The 25,469-nt window shown below is 54.3% G+C and carries 15 protein-coding genes; 11 read left to right on the forward strand and 4 right to left on the reverse strand.

Going from position 1 to position 25,469, the window contains the following annotated elements:
* Positions 1-15 precede the first annotated feature (15 nt).
* From F0P93_RS29720 to F0P93_RS29750, 7 genes are all read left to right on the forward strand, one after another.
* Entirely contained in the window at positions 16-1,149 is a 1,134-nt protein-coding gene (locus tag F0P93_RS29720; RefSeq protein WP_150881431.1) for a sialidase family protein, read from the forward strand.
* Between the two features lie 13 nt (positions 1,150-1,162).
* Complete coding sequence (locus F0P93_RS29725; RefSeq protein WP_150881432.1) at positions 1,163-2,311, forward strand: iron-containing alcohol dehydrogenase; 1,149 nt, start codon at positions 1,163-1,165, stop codon at positions 2,309-2,311.
* Between the two features lie 8 nt (positions 2,312-2,319).
* Complete coding sequence (locus F0P93_RS29730; RefSeq protein ID WP_225309707.1) at positions 2,320-3,234, forward strand: dihydrodipicolinate synthase family protein; 915 nt, start codon at positions 2,320-2,322, stop codon at positions 3,232-3,234.
* A 137-nt stretch (positions 3,235-3,371) separates the two neighbouring features.
* The gene (gene pdxA / locus F0P93_RS29735) at positions 3,372-4,430 is read left to right on the forward strand and encodes a 4-hydroxythreonine-4-phosphate dehydrogenase PdxA (RefSeq protein WP_150881434.1); all 1,059 of its coding nucleotides are present in this window, start codon (positions 3,372-3,374) and stop codon (positions 4,428-4,430) included.
* Positions 4,431-4,520: 90 nt separating this feature from the next.
* Positions 4,521-5,666 carry a four-carbon acid sugar kinase family protein gene (locus tag F0P93_RS29740; RefSeq protein WP_150881435.1) on the forward strand — a complete coding sequence of 382 codons (1,146 nt, stop codon included), beginning with the start codon at positions 4,521-4,523 and terminating at the stop codon, positions 5,664-5,666.
* A 16-nt stretch (positions 5,667-5,682) separates the two neighbouring features.
* Positions 5,683-7,272, forward strand: a complete 1,590-nt coding sequence (locus F0P93_RS29745; RefSeq protein ID WP_150881436.1) for a sodium:solute symporter family protein — start codon at positions 5,683-5,685, stop codon at positions 7,270-7,272.
* A gap of 114 nt (positions 7,273-7,386) precedes the next feature.
* Positions 7,387-9,426: an aceric acid hydrolase gene (locus F0P93_RS29750; protein ID WP_150881437.1), complete on the forward strand. Its 2,040-nt coding sequence runs from the start codon at positions 7,387-7,389 to the stop codon at positions 9,424-9,426.
* Between the two features lie 2 nt (positions 9,427-9,428).
* On the opposite strand, the gene F0P93_RS29755 is transcribed toward F0P93_RS29750, so the two are convergent.
* Positions 9,429-11,783, reverse strand: coding sequence for a DUF5703 domain-containing protein (locus F0P93_RS29755; protein ID WP_374756795.1), 2,355 nt, complete (start codon positions 11,781-11,783; stop codon positions 9,429-9,431).
* A 91-nt stretch (positions 11,784-11,874) separates the two neighbouring features.
* Here F0P93_RS29755 and F0P93_RS29760 point away from each other — a divergent pair, with 91 nt between their 5' ends.
* Entirely contained in the window at positions 11,875-13,425 is a 1,551-nt protein-coding gene (locus F0P93_RS29760; RefSeq protein ID WP_150881438.1) for an MGH1-like glycoside hydrolase domain-containing protein, read from the forward strand.
* 131 nt (positions 13,426-13,556) lie between these two features.
* On the opposite strand, the gene F0P93_RS29765 is transcribed toward F0P93_RS29760, so the two are convergent.
* Entirely contained in the window at positions 13,557-14,459 is a 903-nt protein-coding gene (locus F0P93_RS29765; protein ID WP_150881439.1) for an AraC family transcriptional regulator, read from the reverse strand.
* Positions 14,460-14,919: 460 nt separating this feature from the next.
* Between F0P93_RS29765 and F0P93_RS29770 the strand changes: the two genes are divergently transcribed.
* The 3 genes from F0P93_RS29770 to F0P93_RS29780 all read left to right on the forward strand — a co-directional run bounded on the left by F0P93_RS29770 (position 14,920) and on the right by F0P93_RS29780 (position 20,670).
* Complete coding sequence (locus F0P93_RS29770) at positions 14,920-15,600, forward strand: DUF3826 domain-containing protein (protein WP_150881440.1); 681 nt, start codon at positions 14,920-14,922, stop codon at positions 15,598-15,600.
* 61 nt (positions 15,601-15,661) lie between these two features.
* The gene (locus F0P93_RS29775; RefSeq protein WP_150881441.1) at positions 15,662-18,877 is read left to right on the forward strand and encodes a SusC/RagA family TonB-linked outer membrane protein; all 3,216 of its coding nucleotides are present in this window, start codon (positions 15,662-15,664) and stop codon (positions 18,875-18,877) included.
* An 11-nt stretch (positions 18,878-18,888) separates the two neighbouring features.
* Positions 18,889-20,670 carry a RagB/SusD family nutrient uptake outer membrane protein gene (locus F0P93_RS29780; RefSeq protein WP_150881442.1) on the forward strand — a complete coding sequence of 594 codons (1,782 nt, stop codon included), beginning with the start codon at positions 18,889-18,891 and terminating at the stop codon, positions 20,668-20,670.
* Positions 20,671-21,022: 352 nt separating this feature from the next.
* Here the strand turns inward: F0P93_RS29780 and F0P93_RS29785 are convergent, their stop codons facing one another.
* The gene (locus tag F0P93_RS29785; RefSeq protein WP_150881443.1) at positions 21,023-23,863 is read right to left on the reverse strand and encodes a glycoside hydrolase family 95 protein; all 2,841 of its coding nucleotides are present in this window, start codon (positions 23,861-23,863) and stop codon (positions 21,023-21,025) included.
* An 18-nt stretch (positions 23,864-23,881) separates the two neighbouring features.
* The gene (locus tag F0P93_RS29790) at positions 23,882-25,459 is read right to left on the reverse strand and encodes a sodium:solute symporter family transporter (RefSeq protein ID WP_150881444.1); all 1,578 of its coding nucleotides are present in this window, start codon (positions 25,457-25,459) and stop codon (positions 23,882-23,884) included.
* Between the last annotated feature and the right edge of the window lie 10 nt (positions 25,460-25,469).

Consider the following 25,469-nt stretch of genomic DNA (forward strand, 5'->3'; position numbering starts at 1 on the left):
AATCCGAATAAAATCATGATAAAGAGACGATTATATATAGTTTTTTTTGCCATTCTGTGTTTATTCACGAAAGCTTCAGCGCAACTCACCAAATGGCAATCGGGGCTGGTGGTCGATGAATTTGTAGTTGAAAAACCGCCTTTCCCGGAGAGCCACGCGGCCACCATCGCCGAAACCCCGACCGGTTTGGTGTCGGCCTGGTTTGGCGGCACCAAAGAGCGGAATCCGGATGTGTGCATCTGGGTGAGTCGGCAGGAAAAAGGCAAGTGGCTGGCTCCGCAGAACGTGGCCAACGGCATTGTAAACGACTCGCTCCGGTATGCCTGCTGGAACCCGGTTTTGTACCAGATCCCGAAAGGCGACCTGATGCTGTTTTACAAAATCGGTCCCAGCCCGTCCAAGTGGAAAGGCTGGCTGAAAACCTCGTCCGACGGCGGGCGTACGTGGTCAGCCGCAAAACCGCTGCCCGACGGCTTCATCGGGCCGGTCAAAAACAAGCCGGTTTTGCTCGCCAACGGCAATTTGTTTTGCCCGACCAGCACCGAAGTCGACGGCTGGAAACTCCATTTCGAAGTCACCCCGGATTTTGGCAAAACCTGGCGAAAGATTGGGCCGATCAGCGATGGCCGAACCCTGAACGCGATTCAGCCCAGCATTTTGACCTACGGCAACGGGAAACTTCAGATTCTGGCGCGTAGCAAAGACCGCGCCCTGGTGGAATCCTGGTCGACCGATAACGGCGAAACCTGGTCACCTTTGGCCAAAACGGCCCTGCCCAACAACAACTCGGGCACCGACGCCGTCACGTTGAAAGACGGTCGGCAGGTGCTGGTGTATAACCACGTTCTACCACCCGGCGATCTGGCGAAAGGCCCCCGGACGCCATTGAATCTGGCGGTTTCGAACGACGGTAAAAGCTGGTCGGCCGCCGTAATACTGGAAGATTCGCCCATCAGCCAGTATTCGTATCCGTCAGTCATTCAGACGAGTGATGGCCTGATTCACGTGATTTACACCTGGCGTCGGCAGAAAATCAAACACGCGGTGATCGATCCGGCCAAAATGAAGGCACGACCGATTGAAAACGGCGTCTGGCCCGCGCTGGAGGGATATGCCACACCCGTCGCAAAAGAGAACACGAAAGAGTAGCAACCTGGAACGAATGACGCAGGAATTAACCATACACTTTCCCGGGAAACTGGTTTTTGGCAAGGGTTCGCTGGGGAATCTGGCCGGTGAGGTAATTCAGTTATCACCCCGCAACGTATTGCTGATCACGATCAGTCCGCTGTTGGGGGCGCTGAAAAATCTGGTGGAAGCGTTGGAATCCAGTCAGATAGTCGTAAAAATTGATACGAGTATTGTACAGGAGCCGTCATTTGCAGATTTCGACGCGCTGATGAAAACCGCATTGCCGTTCAATCCCGATGTGGTGCTGGGCATTGGCGGGGGCAGCGTGCTGGATGTGGCCAAACTGGTGGCGGCTCAACTGGAAAATGACCAGACGCTCCCGGACATGCTCGGCATCGGTAACCTGAGCGGACGACGGAAGAAACTGATCTGTGTTCCGGCGACCTCGGGAACGGGCAGTGAGGTTTCTCCCAACGCGATTTTGGTGGACGATGCGGATAACCAGAAAAAAGGCATCATCAGCCCGTTTCTCGTGCCGGACATTGTGTACGTCGATCCGTTGCTGACGCTAAGTGTTCCTTCGGGCATCACGGCGGCTACGGGCATTGACGCGTTGACGCACTGCCTGGAAGCCTATACGAATCGATTTGCCCAGCCGTTCATCGACCTCTACGCGTTTGAAGGGATGCGCCTAATTGCCGCCAACATCGTGCAGGCCGTGAAAAACGGCGCGGACGAAGAAGCCCGGACGCAGGTGGCGATGGGCAGTTTGCTGGGCGGTTTTTGCCTGGGGCCGGTGAATACGGCGGGTGTTCATGCGCTGAGTTATCCGCTGGGGAGTCAGTTTCACCTGGCTCACGGTCTTTCCAACGCACTTTTGTTGCCTTACGTCATGGAATTCAATACGCCCGCTGCGGTTTCGCGGTACGCGCAAGTGGCCGTGGCGCTGGGGTGTGAGCGGGGGCGGGATGAAGCCGAAACGGCCGCGAACGGGGTTCAGAAAATAAAAGAATTGATTCAGGAATGCGGGATTCCGGCCCGGTTGCGGGATGTTGGGATTCCCGAAGAAGCCCTTCCGCAACTGGCGGATGATGCATTGAAAATTACCCGCTTACTGAAAAATAACCCGCGGGAGATCACCCGCGCGGATGCGATGGCCATCTATACAGCCGCTTACTAGCTATGAGCATGAAAAAGAAATACCGGGGTGTAGTGGTTCCGCTGGTGACGCCCCTGACCGAAGCCTATCGACTGGATGAAGCGGCTGTCGAGAAAATGCTGGCGAACCTGCGGGCCCATGCCTCCATGCCGTTTGTGCTCGGAACCACGGGCGAAGCGACTTCCCTTTCGGCGTCGGTGAAAAAAGCCTACGTCAAGGCTGCGGCCCGGTTGAAGACGTCCGATACGGTTTTGTACGCGGGCATTTCGTCCAATTGCCTGGAGGAATCGGTCGACTTTGCCAACTATTGTTTCGATCTGGGCGTCGATGCGGTGGCCGCTACGCTACCCTGCTATTACACCTTATCGGACGAACAGATGAAGCGGTATTTCGAGCAGTTGGCCGACCAGCTCAACGGGCCGCTCATCATGTATAACATTCTGGCGACCACCCGCATGTCGATTCCGGTTGCGGTCATTGATGAATTGAGCTACCACCCGAATATCGCCGGGATCAAGGATTCAGAACGAAACGCCGACCGCCTGGCCGAATCCCTGGCGTTGTGGGCTGGTCGTCCGGATTTTAGCCATTTCATGGGCTGGGCGGCCCGGTCGGCAGACGCTTTGCTGGCGGGGAGTGATGGACTGGTGCCGAGTACGGGCAATCTGTTGCCGGGCATTTACCGCGACATGCTAAAAGCCGTTCAGGCAGGCGATGCGGCAAAAGCCTATTATCACCAGAACCAATCCGACGCGTTCGGCCATCTTTACCAGGGTGGCCGCACGCTGGGCGAGTCTTTGTGGGCGCTGAAAGTGCTGATGCAGGAATACGGTTTGTGCGGAACCACCGTGATGCCGCCATTGCAAGCCCTTTCCGAAGCTGAGGAAAACCGGCTGAAAGTGGCGCTGGCCGAGGTGTTGGTGAAAGAGGAGATACAGCTTTAACGGATTACGGTTTTCCGTTTACGGTATTCGGTTTACGGTGGCTGACGCAAGAATGCCAATGCGTCAGCCACCGTAAACCGTAAACTGAAAACCGAATACCGTAAACCTACTACCGCAAACCCCCAAAAATAGAACCAATGAGCACAGACTCCAAACCGATCATCGGCATTACGATGGGCGATCCGGCGAGTATTGGCCCCGAAATCGCGGTCAAGGCGCTATTGAACCCTGTTATTTACGACATCTGCCGTCCGATTCTGGTGGGTGACGCCCGGGTTTATGAAGATATTTCTTACCGGTTGAACCTAAAGGCGGTTATTCACCCGGTTGCCTCCGTTCAGGACGCCACGTTCCGGTTGGGAACGATCGATGTCTATGACCTGGCGAACGTGGAGCTGGCGAACCTGCGATTCGGCGAAATCTCGGCGATGGCGGGGGAAGCGGCCTTTGCTTCGGTAAAAACCGTGATCGATCTGGCACTGGCGGAGGAAATCGACGCGACGGTGACCGGTCCGATCAACAAAAAGTCGATTAACGAAGCCGGGCACCACTTTGCGGGTCATACCGAAATCTACGCCCACTTTACCCATACGAAGAAATACGGCATGTTGCTGGTCGAAGACAACCTGAAAGTGATTCACGTCTCGACGCACGTGTCGTTGCGGCAGGCCTGCGATCTGGTCAAAAAAGACCGGATCCTGGAAGTCATCGAACTGCTGCACAACGGGTTGATTTCGCTGGGCGAAACCAACCTGAAACTGGGCGTTGCCGGTCTGAACCCCCACGCCGGTGATTCGGGCCTGTTCGGAACGGAGGACGACGAGGAGATTTTGCCCGCCGTTGAGGAAGCCAGACGACGCGGTTTCGACGTGGAAGGGCCGGTTCCGGCCGACACGCTGTTTTCTAAAGCCGCCACGGGCTATTACGGGGGCGTCGTGGCGATGTACCACGATCAGGGCCACATTCCGTTCAAACTGACCGGTTTTCAGTGGAACGCGGCTAAAAAGCAGATGGATAGCGTCAAAGGTGTGAACATTACGATGGGATTGCCCATTATTCGTACCTCGGTGGATCACGGAACGGCGTTTGAAATTGCCGGAAAGGGCGTGGCGAGTCCGGATGCGATGGTGTTGGCGATTGAGTCGGCGGTGCAACTGGCGAAAAACCGGCGCAAGAACTTGCTGCCAGTGGAATAAACGCCCCTAAATCCCCTAAAGGGGACTTTCAAATCCGGATGCTTTAAGTCCCCTTTAGGGGATTTAGGGGCGTTTGCCTACTGTAAAACTATGATCGCCGTCATTGCCGATGATTTAACGGGGGCCGCCGAACTGGGTGGAATTGGTCTGGCGTACGGCCTGGAGGTCGAGCTTTCGATGTCGGTCAATCTGCAATCGAAAGCCGATTTGCTCGTTATTTCTACCGACGCCCGCTCGGTTTCGGAGCCGGAAGCGGTACGGGAAATGACTGAAGTCAGCCGGGCTTTGCAGGAATTGAAACCGCTACTGATTTATAAAAAGATCGATTCGGTGCTGCGCGGGCATATTCTGGCGGAAACTCGCGCACAGTTGACCGTGCTGGGTTTGGCGAAGGCGCTGCTCGTTCCGGCCAATCCGGCGCTGGGACGAACGCTGGTTCATGGATGCTATTACGTTGATGGAAAACCGCTCCACCAGACGCATTTCGCCCATGATCCGGAATTTCCGGTGACGGATTCCGACGTTCTGAAGCGGTTCAAGATCACGACTGAACCGGTTTTTGTTCGCAATCCTTCGGATGCATTACCGAACCGGGGCGTTGTTTTTGGCAACGTTGAAAAATGGACGGATCTACAAGCCTGGGTCGAACGGATTGACCACCAGGTCCTGGCGGGGGGCGGTTCCGGTTTTTTTACGGCCATTCTGGATTCGCGGTTTCCGCCAAAACGGAAAACCGTAACGCCGGTTGCGCCGGGCAACACCCGCCTGTACGTCTGCGGCAGTGCGTTTAAAGAGAGCGTGGATTGGGTGAAGAAAGCCGTACATTCCGGGCATTTCGTGCAGTATATGCCCAAAGCACTACTGCAACCCGGCACGTTGGATGAATCGAGCCGAACTACGTGGGCAACCGAAGTGGCGACGAGCCTTCAACAGCGAAAGCCGGTTGTGATGGCCATCGACCCCGCCTGGGTAGAGAATTCATCGGCAGTTCAGTTGCGAACCGACCTGGCAAAAACCGTCCGGGACGTGCTGAACCGGACGCACATTGACGAACTGATCATCGAGGGCGGTTCCACGGCGTCGGCGGTTTTGCGGGAAATCGGCATTACGCGGCTGGCCCCGGTTGAGGAACTGGCGACGGGCGTGGTTCGCAGCAAAGCCATTGAAAAAACAGAGTTGCACGTTACCGTAAAACCGGGAAGCTATCGCTGGCCCCCGGAATTGGGCCTATTTTAATAAATTACTGAACCGAATGCCAAATCCGACCCTGAGCCTAATCGACTACCTGATCATCAGTGCGGTATTGCTGATCAACCTGTATTTCGGACTTCGGTATGCCCGGAATCAGCGCACGACGGAGACGTATTTTGCCGCCAAAGGCCGGGTTCCTGCCTGGGCCATTGGCATGTCGTTGCTGGCGACGCTCATCAGCAGCGTGACGTTTCTGGGTTACCCGAGTGAAGGCTTTTCGTCGAACTGGATTCTGCTCGTCCAGGGTTTGATGGTGCCCATCGTGTTGCTCGGAACCATCTGGTTCATCGTGCCGCTGTACCGCAAAGTGATCGGCCTCAGCACCTACGAATATTTCGAAAAACGCTTTGGTTCCTTTGCCCGGTATTACAGTTCCATCGCCTTTGTTCTCCGGCAGTTTTCATCGATGGGAACGGTTTTTTTTCTGCTGGCGGTCGCGCTGACCAACATGACCGGCGTTGATACGTTCTACATCATCATCGTCGTCGGGCTGATCATCATTGCCGTCAACCTGCTGGGTGGCATCGAAGCCGTGATCTGGCTGGATGTGTTTCAGGGCTTTATGCTGTTTGCCAGCGGTATTCTCTGTGTCACTGTCATCCTGTTTTCCGTCAAAGGCGGTTTTTACGAAGTTATCGAGGTGGCCTCCGCCAATGGTCGAACCGGTTTTGGCCCGTATGATCTGGATCTGACGAAGTTGACGTTTTTTGTCATGGTCATCAACGGTATGTTCTACGCCATTCAGAAATACGGCACCGACCAAACCGTTGTGCAGCGTTACCTGACGGCCAAAACCGACAAAGCGGCCATCAAAGCGTCGATTCTGGGCATCTCGCTCACGGTGCCGGTTTGGGCGCTGTTCATGTTCATCGGAACCGCCCTGTTTGTGTATTATAAACAACAGCCATTGCCCGCGTCCATCCGCCCCGATGCGGTTTTTCCGTATTTCATTATGACCCAATTTCCGACGGGCGTGGTCGGTTTCATTCTGGCCGCCATGATTTCAGCCGCTATTTGTAGCCTCAGCGCCGATCTGAACGCGCTGGCGGCTGTCGGCTTGGAAGATTTCTACAAAAAATCACGCCCGGCTCGGCCCGATGCCGAATACCTGACCGTTAGCAAAGCCATTGTGGTGGCTTCGGGCCTGACCGCCATTCTGATCGGTGCCTTCTATCTGCGGGCTGGGAATGAGGGCGTTCTGGGGATTGTCTTCACACTATACGCCATTTTTTCGGGCGGCATTGTTGGTATTTTTCTGCTGGGGATTTTCAGTGCGCGGGCCAACCGGCAGGGCGTCAACATCGCCATTGTGGTGTGTATTCTGTTCACGGCGTATGCCTTTCTGACCTCCACCAAAATTGGTTATGGCAACGACAAAACGCTTTTACTCGACTTGGGTCAATACAATTTTACGCACCATAAACTGATGCTGGGCGTCTACAGTCACCTGGTTGTCATTGGCGTCGGGTACATTGCCAGCCTGTTTTTTCCAAAACCGACCCTGGATAAAAACCTTTTGTACAGCGGCTGGCGAGATTCGAAAACGGCGACTGTTAACGAGAGGTCAACGGGAAAGACGGTCTTTTTTTGAACGGTTTAAACCGGGGTGTAGATGGACAAGGGGGCTATAATCCCGTAGGGATGACCGATTTTGTAGCGATGGGTTTTAACCTGTCTGTGTTTTTAATTTTGTAATTATAAACCGATGAACTTAACGCGATTTTTTTTAACCCAAACGTTTACCGGCTTCGCGGTCGCACTCATTAGCCTCACCGCCCACGCCCAGCCGAACGCGCTGGTCAATACGGCACAGAGCCGGTTTGTGCGCTTGCAGGGCGTCAACCTGAACGAAGTGAGCTGGACAACGGGCTTCTGGGCCGACCGCTTTCAGGTGTGCCGCGACGCGATGGTGCCACAACTCTGGAAAACCTATACCGATCCGAACCTGAGTCATTCCTACGAGAACTTCAAAATAGCCGCCGGACTGGCGTCGGGGAATTTTAAGGGGCCGTCGTTTCACGATGGGGATTTCTACAAAACACTGGAGTCGCTGGCCGGGATGTACGCGATGACCAGGGACAAAAAGCTCGATGCGTTGATGGATGAGGCCATTGCGGTCATCGGCACGGCGCAAACAGCCGATGGGTATATTTACACCAAAGCCATCATCCAGCAGAAAAAAAGCGGTGAGAAAAAGATGTTCGATGATAAGCTGAGTTTTGAGGCTTACAACTTCGGACACCTGATGACGGCGGCTTGCGTGCATTACCGCGCCACGGGAAAAACCGCCCTGCTCGACATCGCTAAAAAAGCGACGAATTTCCTGATCGGTTTTTACAACAACGCCAGCCCCGAGCAGGCCCGAAATGCCATTTGTCCGTCTCATTACATGGGCATCATCGAGATGTATCGCACCACCCGCGAACCCGCCTATCTGGCACTGGCCCAGAAACTCATCGACATTCGGGGCCTGTCGGAAGGAACGGATGACAACTCCGACCGTGTGCCGTTCCGAAAAATGACCAAAGTGATCGGTCACGCCGTTCGGGCCAATTACCTCTTTGCCGGAGCCGCCGACGTTTTTGCCGAAACCGGCGACAGCACGCTGTTGTCGACCCTAAATTTGATGTGGGACGACGTGGTCAACCACAAAATGTACGTCACCGGTGGCTGCGGGGCCTTGTACGACGGCGTGTCGCCCGAAGGCACGGCGTACAAACCCGATACCGTTCAGAAAGTCCACCAATCCTACGGCAAAGCGTATCAGTTGCCCAACCATTCGGCTCACAACGAGACCTGCGCCAACATCGGCAATCTGCTCTGGAATTACCGGATGCTGCAAATTACCGGCCAGGCCAAGTACGCCGATGTGATGGAACTGGAATTGTACAACGGCATCCTGTCGGGCATCAGCCTGGACGGCAACACGTTTTTCTACACCAACCCCTTGAGCGCGTCCGACGATTATCCGTATGCCCTGCGGTGGATGGGTGGCCGCCAGCGGTACATCAGTAAGTCGAACTGTTGCCCGCCCAATACCGTGCGGACGCTGGCCGAAGTGAGCAGCTATGCGTATAGCGTGTCGGATAAAGGATTGTGGCTGAATCTGTTCGGGGCCAATCAACTGGCAACGACGCTGAAAGATGGCTCGGCGATTCGGCTGACGCAGGAAACCGCGTATCCGTGGGACGGCCTGATCAAACTCCGGTTGCAACAGGCTCCGGCGAAACCGTTTTCGGTCTTTGTCCGCATTCCGGGCTGGTGTCAGGGCGCGACGATCAGGGTGAATGGCGTGGCGGTTTCGGCCGTGATCCGATCCGGCGAATACGCCGAACTGAACCGGAGCTGGAAAGCGGGCGACAAGGTCGAAATCAGCCTGCCGATGCCGGTGAAACTGCTGGAAGCGAACCCACTGGTGGAGGAAACCCGCAATCAGGTGGCCGTGAAACGCGGGCCAGTGGTGTATTGCCTGGAATCGGTCGATAATCCGGGTACCAAACTGACTACGCTGGCTCTTTCCGCTAAAAACGACTTAAAACCGAAGCTGATGACCCTTGAAAACACCGAACTGATGGCGTTGGAAGGTACGGCGCAACAGACGGAAAACCGGTCCTGGACGAACCAGTTATACCGGGAAGTGTCGGAAAAAGCACCGGTTGCCAAAACCATTCGCCTGATTCCGTATTATGCCTGGAGCAACCGGGGCCGTTCCGAAATGGCCGTCTGGATTCCGTTGATTCGGTAGGGTTAGTTCAGCAAATTCACCACATCGCCCCGGCGCGATTCCGGCGTTACGATCAACGATTCCAGTCTCCCATTTTTCAAAACCGCTTCGACCGTTGTGTTATACGGCGCGTGCAGTTTAACGTGAACTTCCCAGGTTTTGGGCCAGGCCGGAAACAGGTAGATTTTCCGGCCGTCGGCTTGCAGCAGCATTTCCTGAAGGCCAATCATCCCCGAACCGCCCCAGTTGTGGTCGGGCGTCCAGTCGAAGCCGGGACCCCAGAAGGCCGGAAACCGCCGACCGGAGTTGGCTAATTTCAGGAGCGTGAGCCGGGCGGCTTCGTCGGTCAGACCCAGCCGGGCGGCAAAAATATTGTCCTGCTTCCAGCCCACAGCACTGCGAAATTTCAGGGCGTCTTGGTCGTAGCGGTAGGTGTTAATGGCTGTATCCAGACCCGGTTTCCCAATCCCGTAGATTCCCCACGGAAAAACCGGGTAGAGTTGGGGCGTTTCGACGTTGTTGATTCGCTCCCACAATTTGGCAGGCGCAATCGTCGGGTGGCCGTCAAATTCCCGGAAACTAATCGGTGGAATCCGGTCGAGCATCTGCTTCCAGATCGTCCTTTTTTCGGCGGTCAAATACTCCCCCGGCAATTCCAGCAGGCGCGTCAAAACCGTTCGCAAGGCCGAAACGGTCGAGGTGGCATTGTACGCCATTTTGTAGGTTTCGGCGGCTGATCCCGGATACAGCACCAGCTTGTTTTCGCCGTCGAACGCCTTGCTGCCCCGGCGTTTCGCCAGATACGGGTAGTGTTCGTTGAAGAACGTCAGGCAACTTTCGATGAAGGGAATGTCACCCGTAATGTCCTTTCCGGCGTAGCGTTCGGTTTCCAGTATCATCAGGCAAAACTCCAGAACCGTGTCCCACTCATACTCCAGCCAGGCGTTGTATTCCATGCCTTTATCGTAGCCAGCGGGCCGTTTCCAGCCGTACTCGGCGGAGTTGGGCAGACCGAAATTTTCAATCTGTTCCGTAAAGCTTGCGCCTTTGTGCTGCCAGTAAACGGCGGTTCGCAACTCGGCGGTTTTCAGCAGGTTCCGGTAAAAATCAAACTGCGGTTTCATCAAGTCACAGTCGCCACTTTTCAGCATCGGCCAGTATACCAGCCGCTGGTTTTGCGCCGTGTGAATACCGCCCCCCCAATTGCGGAAGTCGGGCGTAAAGGCCATCGTGGAGTCGGTAAGTGCAGGGTCGAAGGTGAACAGTCCGCCGTTGAATTTGGTCGGGTATTTTCCGAACGCATTGCAACCCAACATATACCGGAACAGTTGGTAATTCCGGGCGACCTGCCATTCGGGCGAATCAACCGGGGCATTCAGGTAAATGTAACTTTTTTGCCAGTAGTCATTCCACCAGTTTTCAGTCCGGCGTTGGGCGGTTTTTGCCGAGGCCGCAGCTTCTTTTATTCCAGCCTCAAGACCCTGGCGCCAGTCTGCCATGCTGACGGCTTGATCCGTATGCAGGTGCAGTACCAGTTCGTGTTGGCGGGAAGCGGTTTGACTCACCAGTTTCCAGCCCTGAAAATCCGTAGCGAGGTACTTGCCCCGGTAGGTTCCGGCGGGTTTTAAGCGTTTTCCCGAGAAGTGCCCGCCGAAAGTCAGGTTCGTCAATGGGTTAAATAATTGATTTTTAACGCTGTCCAGCCCCTGTTGCTGCACCGTTACGTCGAACGCCGAACGTTCGGCACCATTTCGATGATAAAATTCGACCGCATCTCCGCTGAATCGCACCGAGTCCTTCAACGTTTTGACTTCGCCCCGGGGTGCCCATTTGTACGAATTGGCGTTGTTTTCCTTGCCTTTCGTGATGCGATCGGTATACCGCCAGCTTTCGAAAGCCGCTTCGGCTTTGACCGCCTGGTTACTGGAAACCGCCACGTGAATAACCGGCCGGAACACATCGACCCAAACCGTGATTTTCGCTGACAGCCCGGCTCGGGTGCCGGTGATCACCACCTGCCCTTTGTTCAGCAGCAGTTCCTGTTTAAAGGTTGTTCCGGCGTCGAACGGATTGGGGGCCAGTTTCAGGCGAATCCGACCCAGTTTCAACACCGTATTGTTGTGGTCGAAGGTCCCGCTTCGGGCCACATAAAAGAGGAGATCACCGTTTTCCACCCAGACATTCAGTCCAATGTCGCCCCCGCCACACGGCATCGATTCCGAAGAATTTTTGCTTGGACTAGTCCAGATTGTGTTGTATTGATTTATACCGGTTTGTTGTGCAAATACATTAGTCAATACACTAAAAGACAGCAGGTTAATTAGTGCTGTGACGGCTAATGGCCGGTTTTTGAAAAGGCAGATTGTTGGCTGATGCAAAGCTAATATGGTATAATTATGGGAGAAAATGGTACAGATACCGAGCAAATTTACAGACTATATTTGTGAAGCAACGGGCATAAAACGGCGAATGATACAATACAGAAAAACGGTTGGCGTGGTGTGGTTGATCGGGTTGTTGCAGACTACGGTTTGTCTGGCTCAATCGGCAAAAATGCTGTCGACGGAGACGTTGAAAAACTACGTAACCTCCTTTAATTCCATTGATGACGAAGCGGTCATAAACCACGTTCCGAATGCGGAGTCGTTCGACTGGCTTTCCCGGAACATTCCGCTTTTTGACTGCCCGGATTCGACGCTTCAAACCGTGTATTACTACCGCTGGTGGTCGTTTCGAAAACACCTGAAACGAACGCCGGAAGGCTATATTTTTACGGAGTTCATCACGAAAATGAACCACGCCGGCAAATACAACGCCATCAGCAGCGCGTTGGGCCATCACATTTACGAGGGGCGCTGGCTGCACGATCCGCAGTACATCGATGACTACATTTCGTTCTGGCTCTACGTCGATCCGAAACACACCGCCCCCCGGTTTCACGCGTTCAGTAGCTGGGTCGATGACGCCGTTTACAACCGGTATCTGGTCAATCTGGATAAACCCTTTATTCAAAAGAACCTGCTGGCGCTAGATGCTGATTACCGCAAGTGGCAGCAGGAGAAGCAGTTAGCCAGCGGTTTGTTCTGGCAGTTTGACGTGCGGGACGCCATGGAAGAATCGATCAGTGGCTCGCGGAAAGATAAAAACCGGCGTCCGACCATCAACAGTTACATGTATGGCAATGCCAAAGCCCTGGCAGACCTGGCGGCTCTGGTCCACAACGATACGCTCCAAAACCGCTACCGGCAACTGGCCGCGTCGCTGAAAAAACTGACCCTGGATAGTCTCTGGAACGCGGAGGATCGGTTTTTTGAAGTGAAATCCCCCAAAGGTAGTTTTGCCAACGCCCGTGAAGCCATCGGTTTCATTCCCTGGTATTTTGACCTGCCCGACGACAGCCCGACTTATGCCCGGCAGTGGGACCTGTTGACCGACACGACCGGTTTTTCAGCACCCTGGGGGCTGACCACGGCGGAACGTCGCCACCCGCTTTTCCGAACCCACGGTTCCGGCCACGGCTGTGAATGGGATGGGCCGGTCTGGCCATTTGCCACGACGCAAACGCTGAAAGCGTTGTCGAATCTACTGACGAAATACAAAAATCAGGGGCGCATGACGAAGGCGGTTTTTTACGATGAGTTGCAGAAATACGCCCGGTCGCACACGATGAACGGAACGATTTATTTGGGTGAGTATCAGGATGAAAAAACCGGCGAATGGCTGAAAGGCGATAATCCCCGCAGCAAATTTTATAACCACTCCGGGTTCGCGGATCTGATCATCAGCGACCTGGTTGGGCTGAAACCCCGCGCTGATGATGTGCTGGAAATTCATCCGCTGATTCCCGACCACTGGGACTGGTTTTGTCTGGATAATGTGCTGTATCACGGAAAAATCCTGACGATTTTGTACGACAAAGCCGGAAAACGCTACGGAAAAGGCAAAGGATTTCGGGTGTTTGCGAATGGAAAGGAAGTGATCCGGACGGGGAAAGTAGGGCCGGTGAGAGGGAAGTTTTAATCTTGGAAAATAACGAATATCGAAGTGTTGCCCCTAAATCCCCTAAAGGGGACTTTTTGCATCCGGAAGATTCGCGTCCAAGTCCCCTTCAGGGGATTTAGGGGCAACACTTCGATATTTCAATTTATTTTTCAAACACTTGCCTTGCTCAGCAGCGATTTCGACTTGTTGAGATACTGGCGTTTGTATTCCAGGGGAGTGACGCCGGTTACTTTTTTGAAGTGGCGGTAAAAATTCGATACGTTGTTAAAACCGCAGTCGAAGCAAATCACTTCGGTGAGGGTTTTGCCCTCGATCAACGCTCGGCAGGCGTGGCTGATCCGGATCTCGATCAGAAAATCGTAGTAAGTTTTGTTGGTCATCAGTTTAAAATACCGGCAGAACGAGGTCACGCTCAGGTTGCTGATGGCCGAAATTTCTTCCAGTGAAATCTCCTTTTTGTAGTTTGCGAGCGTGTAGTTGCAAACCGTATTCAGTCGCTGGGTATCGGTTTCGTCGGATTGGTAAAAAACCGCCCGGCCATTGACGATCAGCTCATATTCTTCCGTTTCCGCGAGGGTTTGCAGGATGGAGAGCAGAATGATGATTTTGTCGAGATTGGTGGCGTCGAGCGCCCGGTGCATCAGGTTCGCGAGTCTGGCATTGGCCTGACCGGTGATGACCATACCGCTTTTTGCTTTTTCGAACAAGCGGGGAATTAAATACGCTTCCGGCAATTTTAAAAGATCATCGCCCAGGCAATCGGGCAGAAACTGGATGACAATAACTTCGATGGTTAAATCCGGGTCGTTGTTGTAATATTCTTTCCCACTTCGCCAGGTATGCGGCAAGTTCTCGCCCACTAATACAATCTCTCCCGGCGAAAAGTTAGCGATTTTGTCGCCAATAAACCGTACCCCTTCGCCCTTAATGATATAATGCAGTTCAAGCTCGGGATGATAGTGCCAGATGTTCTTGAAATGCGGCAGAATATCGTGCCGGACAATGTAGGAGTTTTCCAGCTTATCCGTCACTTTTCGAAATAATGGCTTCATACGTATCGCGCACTAACGTGTCTACTCAATTCGGACCGGGTCGGTAAGCTGACCCCTCTCCATTATAAAGAAAAATCCCGGCTGATCTACTGAATTGGCGCGGGTCTGTTATCCCGCCGGAGCAGGACGGAAACCGTACGGGCCATACCGTTCGTTTCCGGCTCATTTTGTTTTCACTTTGTGGGTTTCGGTAACCGATATACAAAAATAAACGAAATAACTCCAATTATTTATATTTATTCGATGATAACTTCCTATAATAATTTGGCAAAAAAATGCAGCTATGCCCCTGAAATGTACTATATTTTTGTATTCAGTTGTAGAATAGTATTGTAAAATCCTGATTTAGTCTTCTTTTAGCGCCTGGCTATGTAGAAAATCGCAGGCACAAGCCAACCAGACGAGAATCAGCGAATCCGAGTCCGTCATCAGCCTGTTGCGTTCTTAATTTCCGACTACCATGACACCAAAAAACCTTCTGTTCAGTGGCCTGCTTGTTGTGATGGGCGTTCTTTCGGCCGTGGGGCAATCTTCGGCTCCGGCCCATATCGATACCGCGTATAACCGGGTCGTTACCGAACGGGCTGCGAAGATTGTGGCCACGCTGAACCTGAGCGAACCTGCAAAATCGGCCCGGGTTCAGGAGTCTATCGCGCGGCAATACCGGGATCTGAACACCATTCGTGAACGGCGGAAAGAAGCGATAAAAAACCGGATTGAAACGACACCGACAGCGACTAAACTTGCCGAAAAAGAGAAACTGGAAGGTGAAATAACCGGCGAATTAAAAATACTGCACACGGAATTTCTGACCCGTTTAGCCGCTGATTTAAATGGCCAACAAATCGATCAGGTAAAAGACGGTATGACGTACGGCGTCCTGCCGATAACCTACAAGGGGTATCAGGCTATGTTGCCTGATTTAACGGAAGCGCAGAAAAAGCAAATTCTGGCCTGGCTGACCGAAGCCCGGGAGCGGGCGATGGACGAAGGAACCTCGAAAGAGAAACACGCCATGTTTGGCAAATACAAAGGGCGGATCAACAACTACCTGTCGGCGGCCGGAATCGACCTGAAACAGGCGGGCAAAGCCTGGGAAGAACGCATTGCGAGTGAGGCCGAAAAGGCCCGGAAACAGTAACCAAGTCAATCCTTTCCAACCAACCGGGAGGTTCTCTGCACCTTCCCATCCTTTCAACCCTATGACATCGGTTTTACGAACGAAAACAATCCTCCTGCGCACCGGCAGGTTGCTCTGCGTATTGACGCTGGGATGGCTCTCTGATGCGGTTTGCTATGCCGCAAACACCGGCGGGAAGGTTGCGCTGGCGGCTTTCAAACCGGCGTCTCCCCTGGAAAACATTACGGGTGTTGTGAAAGATGCCAAAGGCGAACCGCTGCCGGGCGTGAACGTTCTGATCAAAGGCACAAAAACCGGTACGGTTTCGGACATCAAAGGAACGTTTCGGCTGAATCTGCCGAAGGGCGATGAAACCTTGATTTTCAGTTACATTGGTTTCAAAACCCAGGAGGTTCCGGTAAAAGGACGCACGACGTTTGCGGTGCAACTGGAAGAAGACGCGGCTGCGTTGAGCGAAGTCGTGGTGGTGGGCTACGGCGTTCAGAAGAAGGTCAGTCTGACGGGAGCCGTTGCCACCATCGATATGAAAAGTGTTCAGGATCTGCCGGTTAACAGTTTGTCGGCCGCGCTGGTGGGCCAATTGCCGGGCGTGGGCGTTTCGGGTGGAACCAGCCGACCGGGCGAAAATGCGCAGATTACCGTTCGGAATCCGATCGTTTTATCGAAAGACGGCGGAACGCTGCGGCCCTTGTACGTCATCGACAACGTGGTGCGCTCGGAGGATGATTTCAACGCCCTGGATGTGTCGGAAGTCGAGGCCATTTCGGTGCTGAAAGACGCGGCTGCCGCCATTTACGGGGCGCGTTCGAATCAGGGTGTGGTGGTGGTGTCGACGAAGCGCGGAAAAGCCGGAACGCCCAAATTCAGTTACAGTGGTTCGACCGGTATTTCGGATGCCCAACTGCCAACCATGATGAACGGGTTTGAGCACGCGACCTACCTGAACGACGTCAATTATGCCGCTGGCCGACTCCCGACCGACCCGCTCATTTATACGCCCGACGAACTGGCGCATTTCAAAAGCAACAACACCGACTGGCTGCGGCAGGCCTGGAAACCGTCGACCGTTCAGCGTCATGCCCTGAACGTGAGCGGTGGCAACGAGAAAGCGACGTATTTCGCGGGGGCTTCCTACAACGCCCAGAATGCCAACTTCGACAACATCAACTCGGGCAAGTGGACCTTTCGGGCGAGTGCGGACATGCAGGTGACCAAAAACCTGAAAGCCGCTCTGTCGTTGAGCGGTGATCTGTCGGACAAGAAAATGTATTACCTGAAACAGGGGGGCGAAAACGCGGAAAACGACATGCGCAGCCTGTTGTATACGCCCCAGTTTGCTCCGCCGTATGTGAACGGCCTGCCGGTTTTGCTGTCGAATGGCGGTTCCAACGATTTTGGTGCTTTTCACTTTTTCGAGATTCAGAAATCCAATAATTATACTCAAACCCGCAGCAGTGGCCTGAACATCACCGCCAATCTGGATTATTCCATTCCGTTTGTGAAAGGGCTGAAAGCCCGGGTGCTGTATAGCCGAACCGTCGATAACAGCTTCGGAAAACAATACGGAACGAAATACAATGTCTACAATTTCTCGATGCTGGGCGACCACAAGCACATTTACGGGGGAGATGTCCTCAAAATCGTTACGCTGAACAACGGCGACCGCGTGCGCGCCAATCCCGGCTATACGGATACCTACCAGCTCAACGGGTACCTGAATTACGACCGGCAATTCGGGAAACACCAGGTGTCGGCCATTGCCTTCTTCGAGCAGTCGGAAACCCACGCCGATAACATTGCAGCCATGGCCGAGGGCGTTATCATCGGTGGGCTGGACAACATGCGCTACGCCACCGGCACGCAAACCACGACGGAAACCGAATCGGAAGTCGGTTTTCTGTCTTACGCCGGTCGGATCAACTACAATTACGCCAATAAATACCTGTTTGAAACCGCCATCCGGTACGATGCGTCCACCAAGTTCGCGCCCGAATACCGCTGGGGACTTTTCCCGTCGTTTTCGGCAGGCTGGGTCATTTCGGAGGAGCCTTTCTTTCGGAATGGCGTTCGCTGGGTCGATTTCCTGAAACTGCGCGGTTCACTCGGTTTTCTGGGCGGAGATGCCACCAAACCGTATAACTGGCTGACCAGCTACGCCATCCAGACGGGAAAAGGGGCGGTTTTTGGTGGCAATGCCGACCGTCCGCTGATCGTATCACCCAACAACGCGATGGCCAACCGCATGGCTCGCTGGGATGATAATACGAAATACAACATCGGGATTGACGCGCAATTCCTGAAAAACCGCCTGTCGCTCAGTTTGGATGCATTCTACGACCACCGCTACAACATGCTGACGTCGCTGACCTCGTCGGTTCCGCTGTTGGTCGGGGCGACGTTGCCGTCTGAAAACTATGCGACCGTCGACGGGTTTGGAACGGAGATTTCACTGGGCTGGAGTGATAAAATTGGCAGCGACTGGTCCTACAAAGTCAATGGATTTTTCACCTGGAGCGATAACAAACAGATCAAAATCGATGTCGACAAAGGCAAAATTGGCACCTTCGAGGACCCTCTCGGCAAGTCGTCGGACATGGGCTTCAAGGGCTACAACTACCTCGGCATGTTCCGAACCCAGCAGGATGTGGACTCGTATCTGGAAAAATACCCGGGCTATACCATTTTCGGCGCAGTTCCCAGACCGGGGATGTTGTATTACGAAGACGTGCGTGGCCCTAAAGATGCGTCGGGGCAGTTCACCGCTCCCGATGGGAAAATCACCGATGCCGACATGCAGTTTCTGACGAAAAAAGCCAATAACCACTACGGTTTTGGGTTTAATTTCAGCACTTCATACAAAGGGCTGTCGGTGGCGGCTGTCATCAGTGGGTCGTTTGGCGGCCAGAGTTCGGTCGAATCGTCGGCCCGTTCGCAGGCGACGCCCACCGCCAACCGTCCGCAGTTCTGGGCAAACCACTGGACACCCGAAAATCCGAATGCCGCCTACCCCAGTCCGTATTATCGGGATAATTACAACGTGGAGTCCGACTTCTGGTTCCGGAGTGCCACGCAGGTTTCGGTGCGGAACGTCACTATTTCGTACGGCTTGCCGACCGGTTTTACCAGCCGATTGGGGTTGAGCAATGTCCGGGTGTATCTGGTGGCGACCAACCCGCTCAATCTCTACAATCCGTACGATTACAAAACGTATGCGGGCAATTACGACGCCTATCCGGTGCTGCGCTCTTTCTCACTCGGTCTCAATCTTGGCTTGTAACCTTCGACACCATGAAACTCTTTCCTAAAATCGTTGCCGTTTGCTGTTCGTCGCTGGTGCTGACCAGTTGCATGGAAGTACTTGATAAAACCGACCTGGGTTCGACCAGCGGGGCGCTGATCTTCAATGATTCGACGCTCACTCAGATGAACCTCGATTTCGTGTACGACCAGAATTTACCCACCGGTATTGCGACCCTGGGGCCCGGCAGCCCCAACAGCCCCAGTGTTACGACTCTGTCGGATGAGTCGTTTGGCGAAAGCAAACTGCTGGAAGGCTCGCTGCTTGTCAATGAAGTGGGGGATTTTGGAACGGCGCTGAGTGCGACCAACAACTACGGCAAAATCCGGGTGATCAACATGTTTCTGAGCGATGTGAACGCCGGGACCTTGCCGCAGTATACAAAGAACAAACTCCGGGCACAGGCGCAGTTTTTCCGGGCCTGGCGGTATTTCGACCTGGTGCGGTTATATGGCGGTGTTCCGCTGGTGCTGACGCCCCTGGCGGCTGTGGGCGTCGAAGCCCGCGACAAAGCGTTTTTACCCCGTAACAGCACCACCGAAACGTTTGCGGCCATTGTGAAAGATCTGGATTCGACCATTGCGTCGGTGCCGGGACGCTGGAATTCGAGCGATTGGGGTCGCATCACGAAAGGAACGGCTGCGGCTCTGAAAGGGCGGGTGCTGCTGACGGCCGCCAGCCCGCAGTTCAATCCGGGCGATGCGGTAGCGAAATGGCAGACGGCGTATGATGCCAATAAACAGGCAGTTGATCTGCTGACGGCCAATGGCTACGGCCTGCACGCATCCTTCGATCAGTTGTGGTTTCAGGAGGTCAACAATCCCGAAGCGGTTTTTGTGACGGGCTTCAATACGGCTACGGGCGACCAGGCCCGCAAGAACAATGGCTATGACAATGCGACGCGCCCATCCTACACCGGCACCAGTGGCGGGTCTAACCAACCGTCGTGGGAGATGGTGAAAGCCTTCCCGATGCTGGACGGCAAAAAACCGGGTGAATCAACGAAATACGCCTATTCCGACCAGTTGTTCTACAAAAACCGGGACCCAAGGTTCAACAAAACCATCGCCTACAACGGCGTTAACTGGCCCCTGAACGGCAATACTTCATACAAACTCTGGACGTATTTTGCGGGCGGAAAAACCGTAGAGCCAAAAGCAACGAACACCGGTTTTTACACCCGGAAAGCCGTCAACCCCACCCCGGCGATTGGCGACGTGCAGTTTTCGGGCACTGACTGGATCGAAATCCGGTTTGCCGAAGTGCTGCTGAATCTGGCCGAAAGTGCCGTTGGGATTAACAAACTGGACGAAGCCTATACGCAGTTGATCGCCATCCGGAAACGGGCGGGGATCGAAGCTGGTACCGACGGTTTATACGGGTTGAAAGCCAACATGACCCGGGCCGAGTTGTTCAGCGCGATTCTGGACGAGCGGCAGATCGAATTTGCCTTTGAAGGCAAGCGGTTCTGGGATTTGCGTCGGTGGAAACTGATCGAGAAAACCCTGAACGGCACCCGGCGGACGGGTGTGACGATCAACCTGAAAACGACAGGCGTTCCGGCGGATTTTGCCACCACCCGCGACAACATCAACCTGGATCTGGCCTATACAAACTATTTCACGCTGGAATTCAAGCCGCTGGACACGAAGTATGCCATCAACTGGAAACCCGAATATTACTTCTTCGCCATTCCGCAGTCGGCCATCGACAACAACCCCAAACTGATTCAGAACACCACCTGGGGCGGGGCGTTTGATCCGTTGAAGTAAGAAGTTGAAACAGGATTGAAAGAGCCCTCCGGTTATATCCGGTTAAAAACCAGCCGGTTTTGTCCCGTAGGGACTGAACAACCCGGCGACGCTACGCTGTTGAGTCCCCTCCGGGACAAAATCGATAGGGAAAACCGGGGCTCCGTTGTCGCTCGCGACAACGGGAAGAAGTACGGTTTAGCCCACGGTTCAAACCGTGGGTTCTGAAAAAACCGGCTCTGCGCTGAAACCGTTTTAACGGTTTTGAGGCCCTAAAACCGTTAAAACGGTTTCCAAATCCCGGACCATTTCCTGGTTGTCCCCGGATTAAAATCCGGGGCTGTTTTTTCAATCGCCTAAATCCGTTTTTACGTCAAATTACGTTCAACTCCCCGTTCAGTCGATACGTTTTCCCCTTTTCGGTTGTCAATTTTACCTGTTTATCGCCATACCGAATCACACAGGGCTGGCCCGCTTTTGACGTCACCTCAACCCCGCTCAGTTGCCCATTCTGCCAGCGGATGTTCAGCACAAAACCGCCGTGGGCGCAAATCCCGTTGAGGTAGCCCGTTGGCAGCTCAGAAGGCAGTGCCGGAAGTAAATCAAGGGTTTTTCCCTGACTTTGCAGGATCATTTCGCCGATGCCGCTGGCACCCCCAAAATTCCCGTCGATCTGAAACGGCGGATGCGCGTCGAACAGGTTGGGGTAGGAGCCGCCACCCGTAACTCCTTCGGGCGAAATGGCAGGGCGAAACAGCAGTTTGAGCATGGTATACGCGTGATTGCCATCGCGGAACCGCGCCCAGAAATTGATTTTCCAGGCCAGGCTCCAGCCCGTTCCTTCGTCGCCCCGTTCCAGCAGTGACTGCCGGGCGGCTTTCATTAACCCGGGCGTTTCGTCCCACGTAATGTCGGTGCCGGGGTGAACGCCCCAGAGGTGCGACACGTGCCGGTGGTGGTCGTTCGGATCGTCGATGTCCGGCAGCCATTCCTGCAACTGGCCCCGCTTGCCAATCTGGTTGGGGGCAATCTGGCGGTACATGGTTCTGAGCGTGTCGCGGAAAGCCACATCGGTGCCAAGCACCTCGCTGGCGGCAATGCAGTTTTTGAACAGGTCGCGGATAATCTGGTGATCCATCGTCGGCCCGGCCACCAGGCCGAGGTGTTCGGGCGAGTTGGAAGGTGTGCTGATGAGCCAGCCGGTTTTGGGGTCTTTCACCAGAAAATCGACAAAAAACTGAGCTGCTTCTTTTAGGATTGGATAGCCCCGGTTTTGCAGAAAATCCTTGTCTTGCGTGTAGCGGTAATGTTCCCAGAGGTGCCGCGACACCCAGGCCCCACCGCTCACCCAGATGCCGTGGTTCGATGCATTGATGGGGGCCGTTCCGCGCCAGAGGTCGGTGTTGTGGTGGAGCACCCAGCCCCGGGCGTTGTAGTGCGCTTTGGCGGTTTTGCGACCCGATTCCACCAGTTCGTCGATGGCCGCAAACATCGGTTCGTGGCAGGCCGACAGGTTCAGCATTTCGGCGGGCCAGTAGTTCATCTGGAAATTGATGTTCGTGGTGTATTTGCTGCCCCAGGGCGGAGTGAGCAGATCGTTCCAGATGCCCTGCAAATTGGCGGGTCGCGTGCCGGGTCGCGAGCTCGAAATTAGCAAATACCGCCCGTATTGCACGTAAAGCGCCACCAGCGCCGGGTCGGCAGCTTTCTCGAAGCGTTGCAATCGTTCGTCGGTCGGGAACTGTTCACTGGCGGTGTGGCCCAAATCCAGCGTGAGGGTGTTGAAATAAGACTGATACTCCTGACAATGAGCGGTTTTTAGGGCGGAAAATGGCCTGGTGCGGGCTGTTCGCAGCGGTTTCTGGCTTAGCGTGGCCGGGTCGCCGGAGACGTCTTTGTAGTTCCTGAAGTTAGTCCCCGCCGTCAGGAACAAGGTGGCTTCGTCGGCTCCCGAAATGACAAGTTTGTTACCTGATACGGTGATCCGGCCTTTTTTCGTCTGAACATGGAGCAAACTTTCGCCTTTCAACGCGCCATTTCGTACCTGAACCGACAACGCAATGGTCTGATTATCAATTTTCCTGACCGAAGAGCCGTTGTGCGGACTGGTCAATGCGGCTTCAAAACTGATTTTCCCCGGCTGGCTGGCGGTTAGCTGAACGGCGATGACCTGATCGGGGGCGCTGGCGAGGTATTCACGGGTAAACGTTACGCCATTGGACGAATAGGTAACGCGGGAGAGGGCGGTTTTTAGATCCAGTTCCCGGCGGTAGTTGACCGGTTTTTCGGAGCCTTTAAAATGGAACCACAGGTCGCCAAAAGGCTGGTAATCGGCCTGATAGCGGGGAGAGGCCGGGGGGGCATCATCCTGAATCCAGTATTTGAACGGTTTGGAAAGGGCAACACCGTCGGTCGGTTGCGAACCTTCGGGGTAAACGACAAACGTGGGCTGAGCGGATTTGACCCCAATAAAACCGCCTTTGTCGAACCAGTTGATGACCTGAATCGCCAGATGATTTTTCCCCGCCCGCAGTTTTGCCGCCGGAATTGTATACCGCCGGTTTTTGGCAATGCCTTTGTCGGAACCAATCAGTTCGCCGTTCAGATACGTAAAATCCTGGTCACGGATGCGGCCCAGATCCAGAATCACGTCCTTGCCCGCCCAGGCGTCGGGCAAATCGAACGAGGTACGGAACCAGACCGCTCCATCCAGCCCCTCCAGTCCGGCCCGTTCCCAGCCTTCCGGAGTGGGAACGGACATGGTTTTCCAGGAACGGTCATCGAACGAAACCGCTGCCGGATTTGATTTCTCCAGCTTGCGGACACCCGCAAACCAGGCGGTTTTCTTCGGCGTATAATCCGATTCGTTGCTTTGCCGCCCCATGAACTGTTCCTGCGCCAGTTTTTCGGCTTCGGCCTGTTTGCCCTCAGCGAGCAATTGACGAATCCGGGGCAGGTACTGAGCCGCTCCTTCGCGCTGGTATTCCCGTGGTTCGCCGGTCCAGAGCGTTTCTTCGTTGAACTGAATGTGGTCCGTTTGAACGCCCCCGAACACCATGCCACCCAATCGCCCGTTGCCGATCGGCAGCGCTTCCACCCACTGACTGGCCGGTTGTTTGTACCAGAGCGTAAGCGGTTGTGGACTAGATTGCTGAGCCTGAGTTGTTCGTGAAAAACAAGTGGCTAAAAGGAATAAGAAGGCGGTTTTTTTCATAACTGGAACGGTTGACCGCTAGTGAAAAACAAGATACAGAATCCCCATCGTGATCATCAGTGAAATCCAGGCAATCCATACGCGTCGGGTCGGTTTGATGCGGATTTCGGACGCAAGGGGTACGTAGATGGACGGATTTTTATCGAACACCGAAATCAGAATGGCCGTGAGCAATAATGCCGCAAAAATAGAAAAGGAAACCAACAAATAGTGGGGCCAGAAAGGGTATTGGTCGGGCGGTAACACCCATAAATACAGAATACCAACGCCCAGACTGAACGCCGAACCCACGGATAAAATGGCGTTGACGGCGGTGCGGGTAGTGCGTTTCCAAAAAACCGTCAACAGAAAAACCACCGACAGGGGCGGGGCAATAAATCCCAGCACCGACTGAAACACGTCGAACAGATTCAGCCCCTTGATGCTGTCAATCGCTAACGCCATTAGAATGGCGAACCCGCAACCCGCGACTATGGTCATCCGCCCGACTTTGATCAGTTGCTGTGTGCTGGCGTTGGGATTGATTTTCTTCCGGTAAACGTCCATCGTGAAAACCGTACTCAGTGAATTCAGCGACGAGCCAATCGTGCCGACCAGAACCGCAATCAGCACCACAATCACCAGCCCGTTCAGGCCGGGCGGGAACAGGTTCGTGACCATGGTCATGTAGGCTTCGGCGGGGTCTTTCAGGTTCGGAAACAGAATGAAACACAGAATGCCGGGTAAAATAAACAGCGGTAAGGAGAGGATTTTGAGCCAGCCGATGAAGTTGACGCCCAACTGTCCCTGCTCCAGATTTTTGGCTCCCAATACCGATTGCACCATCGCCTGATCGGTGCAGAAAAAGGCGATGGCGGCCACCGGATAGCCCAGCAAAATGGCGGGCCACGGGTAGCTTTGGTCGCTGGCCGGGTGAATCAGACTCCAGTACGAAGCGGGTGCTTTCTGAAAAACCGCAGCGAGTCCGCCGACTTTGACGATGCCCAGAATCGTAAGCGTCAACGACACGCCGATGAGCAGAATCATCTGGAACACATTGACGCGGGCAATGGCTTTCAGCCCGCCCGAATAGGCGAAAAGTCCCGCAAACAGCACCAGCACTGTAACCGACTGCGCCATGGGAATGCCCAGAATCTGCCGCACCAGAAAACCGCCCGCGAACAGGCCCAGCGATAGCCACGAAATCAGGATTTTGATCAGGGCATACCACGCCAGAATGGTCTGCGTCGATTCGCCGTAGCGTTTTCCCATGAACTCGGGCATGGTCGAGACGTTGGCGGTCAGGTACTTCGGGGCAAAAACGATGGCGAGCAGGAATAAAAACACGAACGCGTACCAATCGAAATTGATGGCGACAATGCCCGTACTGTAGCCGATGCTTGCAAACGCCAGCAGCATGGAGGGCCCCACATTCGTCCCCCACATGTTGAAGCCAATACTGGCCCAGCCCAGCGACTTATTTGCCAGAAACAGCGTCTCGTCTTTGCCGTCGTTTTTCGGTACACTAGCCCGGTAGCCAATCACCGCCAGAATAGTTAGGTAGGCCAAAACGATGCAATAATCCAGGACGGTCAGGCGGTCGATAAGGGAGGTCATGGGGATAGAA

It is taken from the genome of Larkinella humicola (assembly GCF_008727875.1).
Taxonomy (GTDB): domain Bacteria; phylum Bacteroidota; class Bacteroidia; order Cytophagales; family Spirosomataceae; genus Larkinella; species Larkinella humicola.

What these genes read in the sequence shown, in the direction of transcription:
- F0P93_RS29720 (WP_150881431.1), top strand. Translation starts at nt 16, where the DNA reads ATGATAAAGAGACGATTATATATAGTTTTTTTTGCCATTCTGTGTTTA.
- F0P93_RS29725 (WP_150881432.1), top strand. Translation starts at nt 1,163, where the DNA reads ATGACGCAGGAATTAACCATACACTTTCCCGGGAAACTGGTTTTTGGC.
- F0P93_RS29730 (WP_225309707.1), top strand. Translation starts at nt 2,320, where the DNA reads ATGAAAAAGAAATACCGGGGTGTAGTGGTTCCGCTGGTGACGCCCCTG.
- pdxA (WP_150881434.1), top strand. Translation starts at nt 3,372, where the DNA reads ATGAGCACAGACTCCAAACCGATCATCGGCATTACGATGGGCGATCCG.
- F0P93_RS29740 (WP_150881435.1), top strand. Translation starts at nt 4,521, where the DNA reads ATGATCGCCGTCATTGCCGATGATTTAACGGGGGCCGCCGAACTGGGT.
- F0P93_RS29745 (WP_150881436.1), top strand. Translation starts at nt 5,683, where the DNA reads ATGCCAAATCCGACCCTGAGCCTAATCGACTACCTGATCATCAGTGCG.
- F0P93_RS29750 (WP_150881437.1), top strand. Translation starts at nt 7,387, where the DNA reads ATGAACTTAACGCGATTTTTTTTAACCCAAACGTTTACCGGCTTCGCG.
- F0P93_RS29760 (WP_150881438.1), top strand. Translation starts at nt 11,875, where the DNA reads ATGATACAATACAGAAAAACGGTTGGCGTGGTGTGGTTGATCGGGTTG.
- F0P93_RS29765 (WP_150881439.1), bottom strand. Translation starts at nt 14,459, where the DNA reads ATGAAGCCATTATTTCGAAAAGTGACGGATAAGCTGGAAAACTCCTAC.
- F0P93_RS29770 (WP_150881440.1), top strand. Translation starts at nt 14,920, where the DNA reads ATGACACCAAAAAACCTTCTGTTCAGTGGCCTGCTTGTTGTGATGGGC.
- F0P93_RS29775 (WP_150881441.1), top strand. Translation starts at nt 15,662, where the DNA reads ATGACATCGGTTTTACGAACGAAAACAATCCTCCTGCGCACCGGCAGG.
- F0P93_RS29780 (WP_150881442.1), top strand. Translation starts at nt 18,889, where the DNA reads ATGAAACTCTTTCCTAAAATCGTTGCCGTTTGCTGTTCGTCGCTGGTG.
- F0P93_RS29785 (WP_150881443.1), bottom strand. Translation starts at nt 23,863, where the DNA reads ATGAAAAAAACCGCCTTCTTATTCCTTTTAGCCACTTGTTTTTCACGA.
- F0P93_RS29790 (WP_150881444.1), bottom strand. Translation starts at nt 25,459, where the DNA reads ATGACCTCCCTTATCGACCGCCTGACCGTCCTGGATTATTGCATCGTT.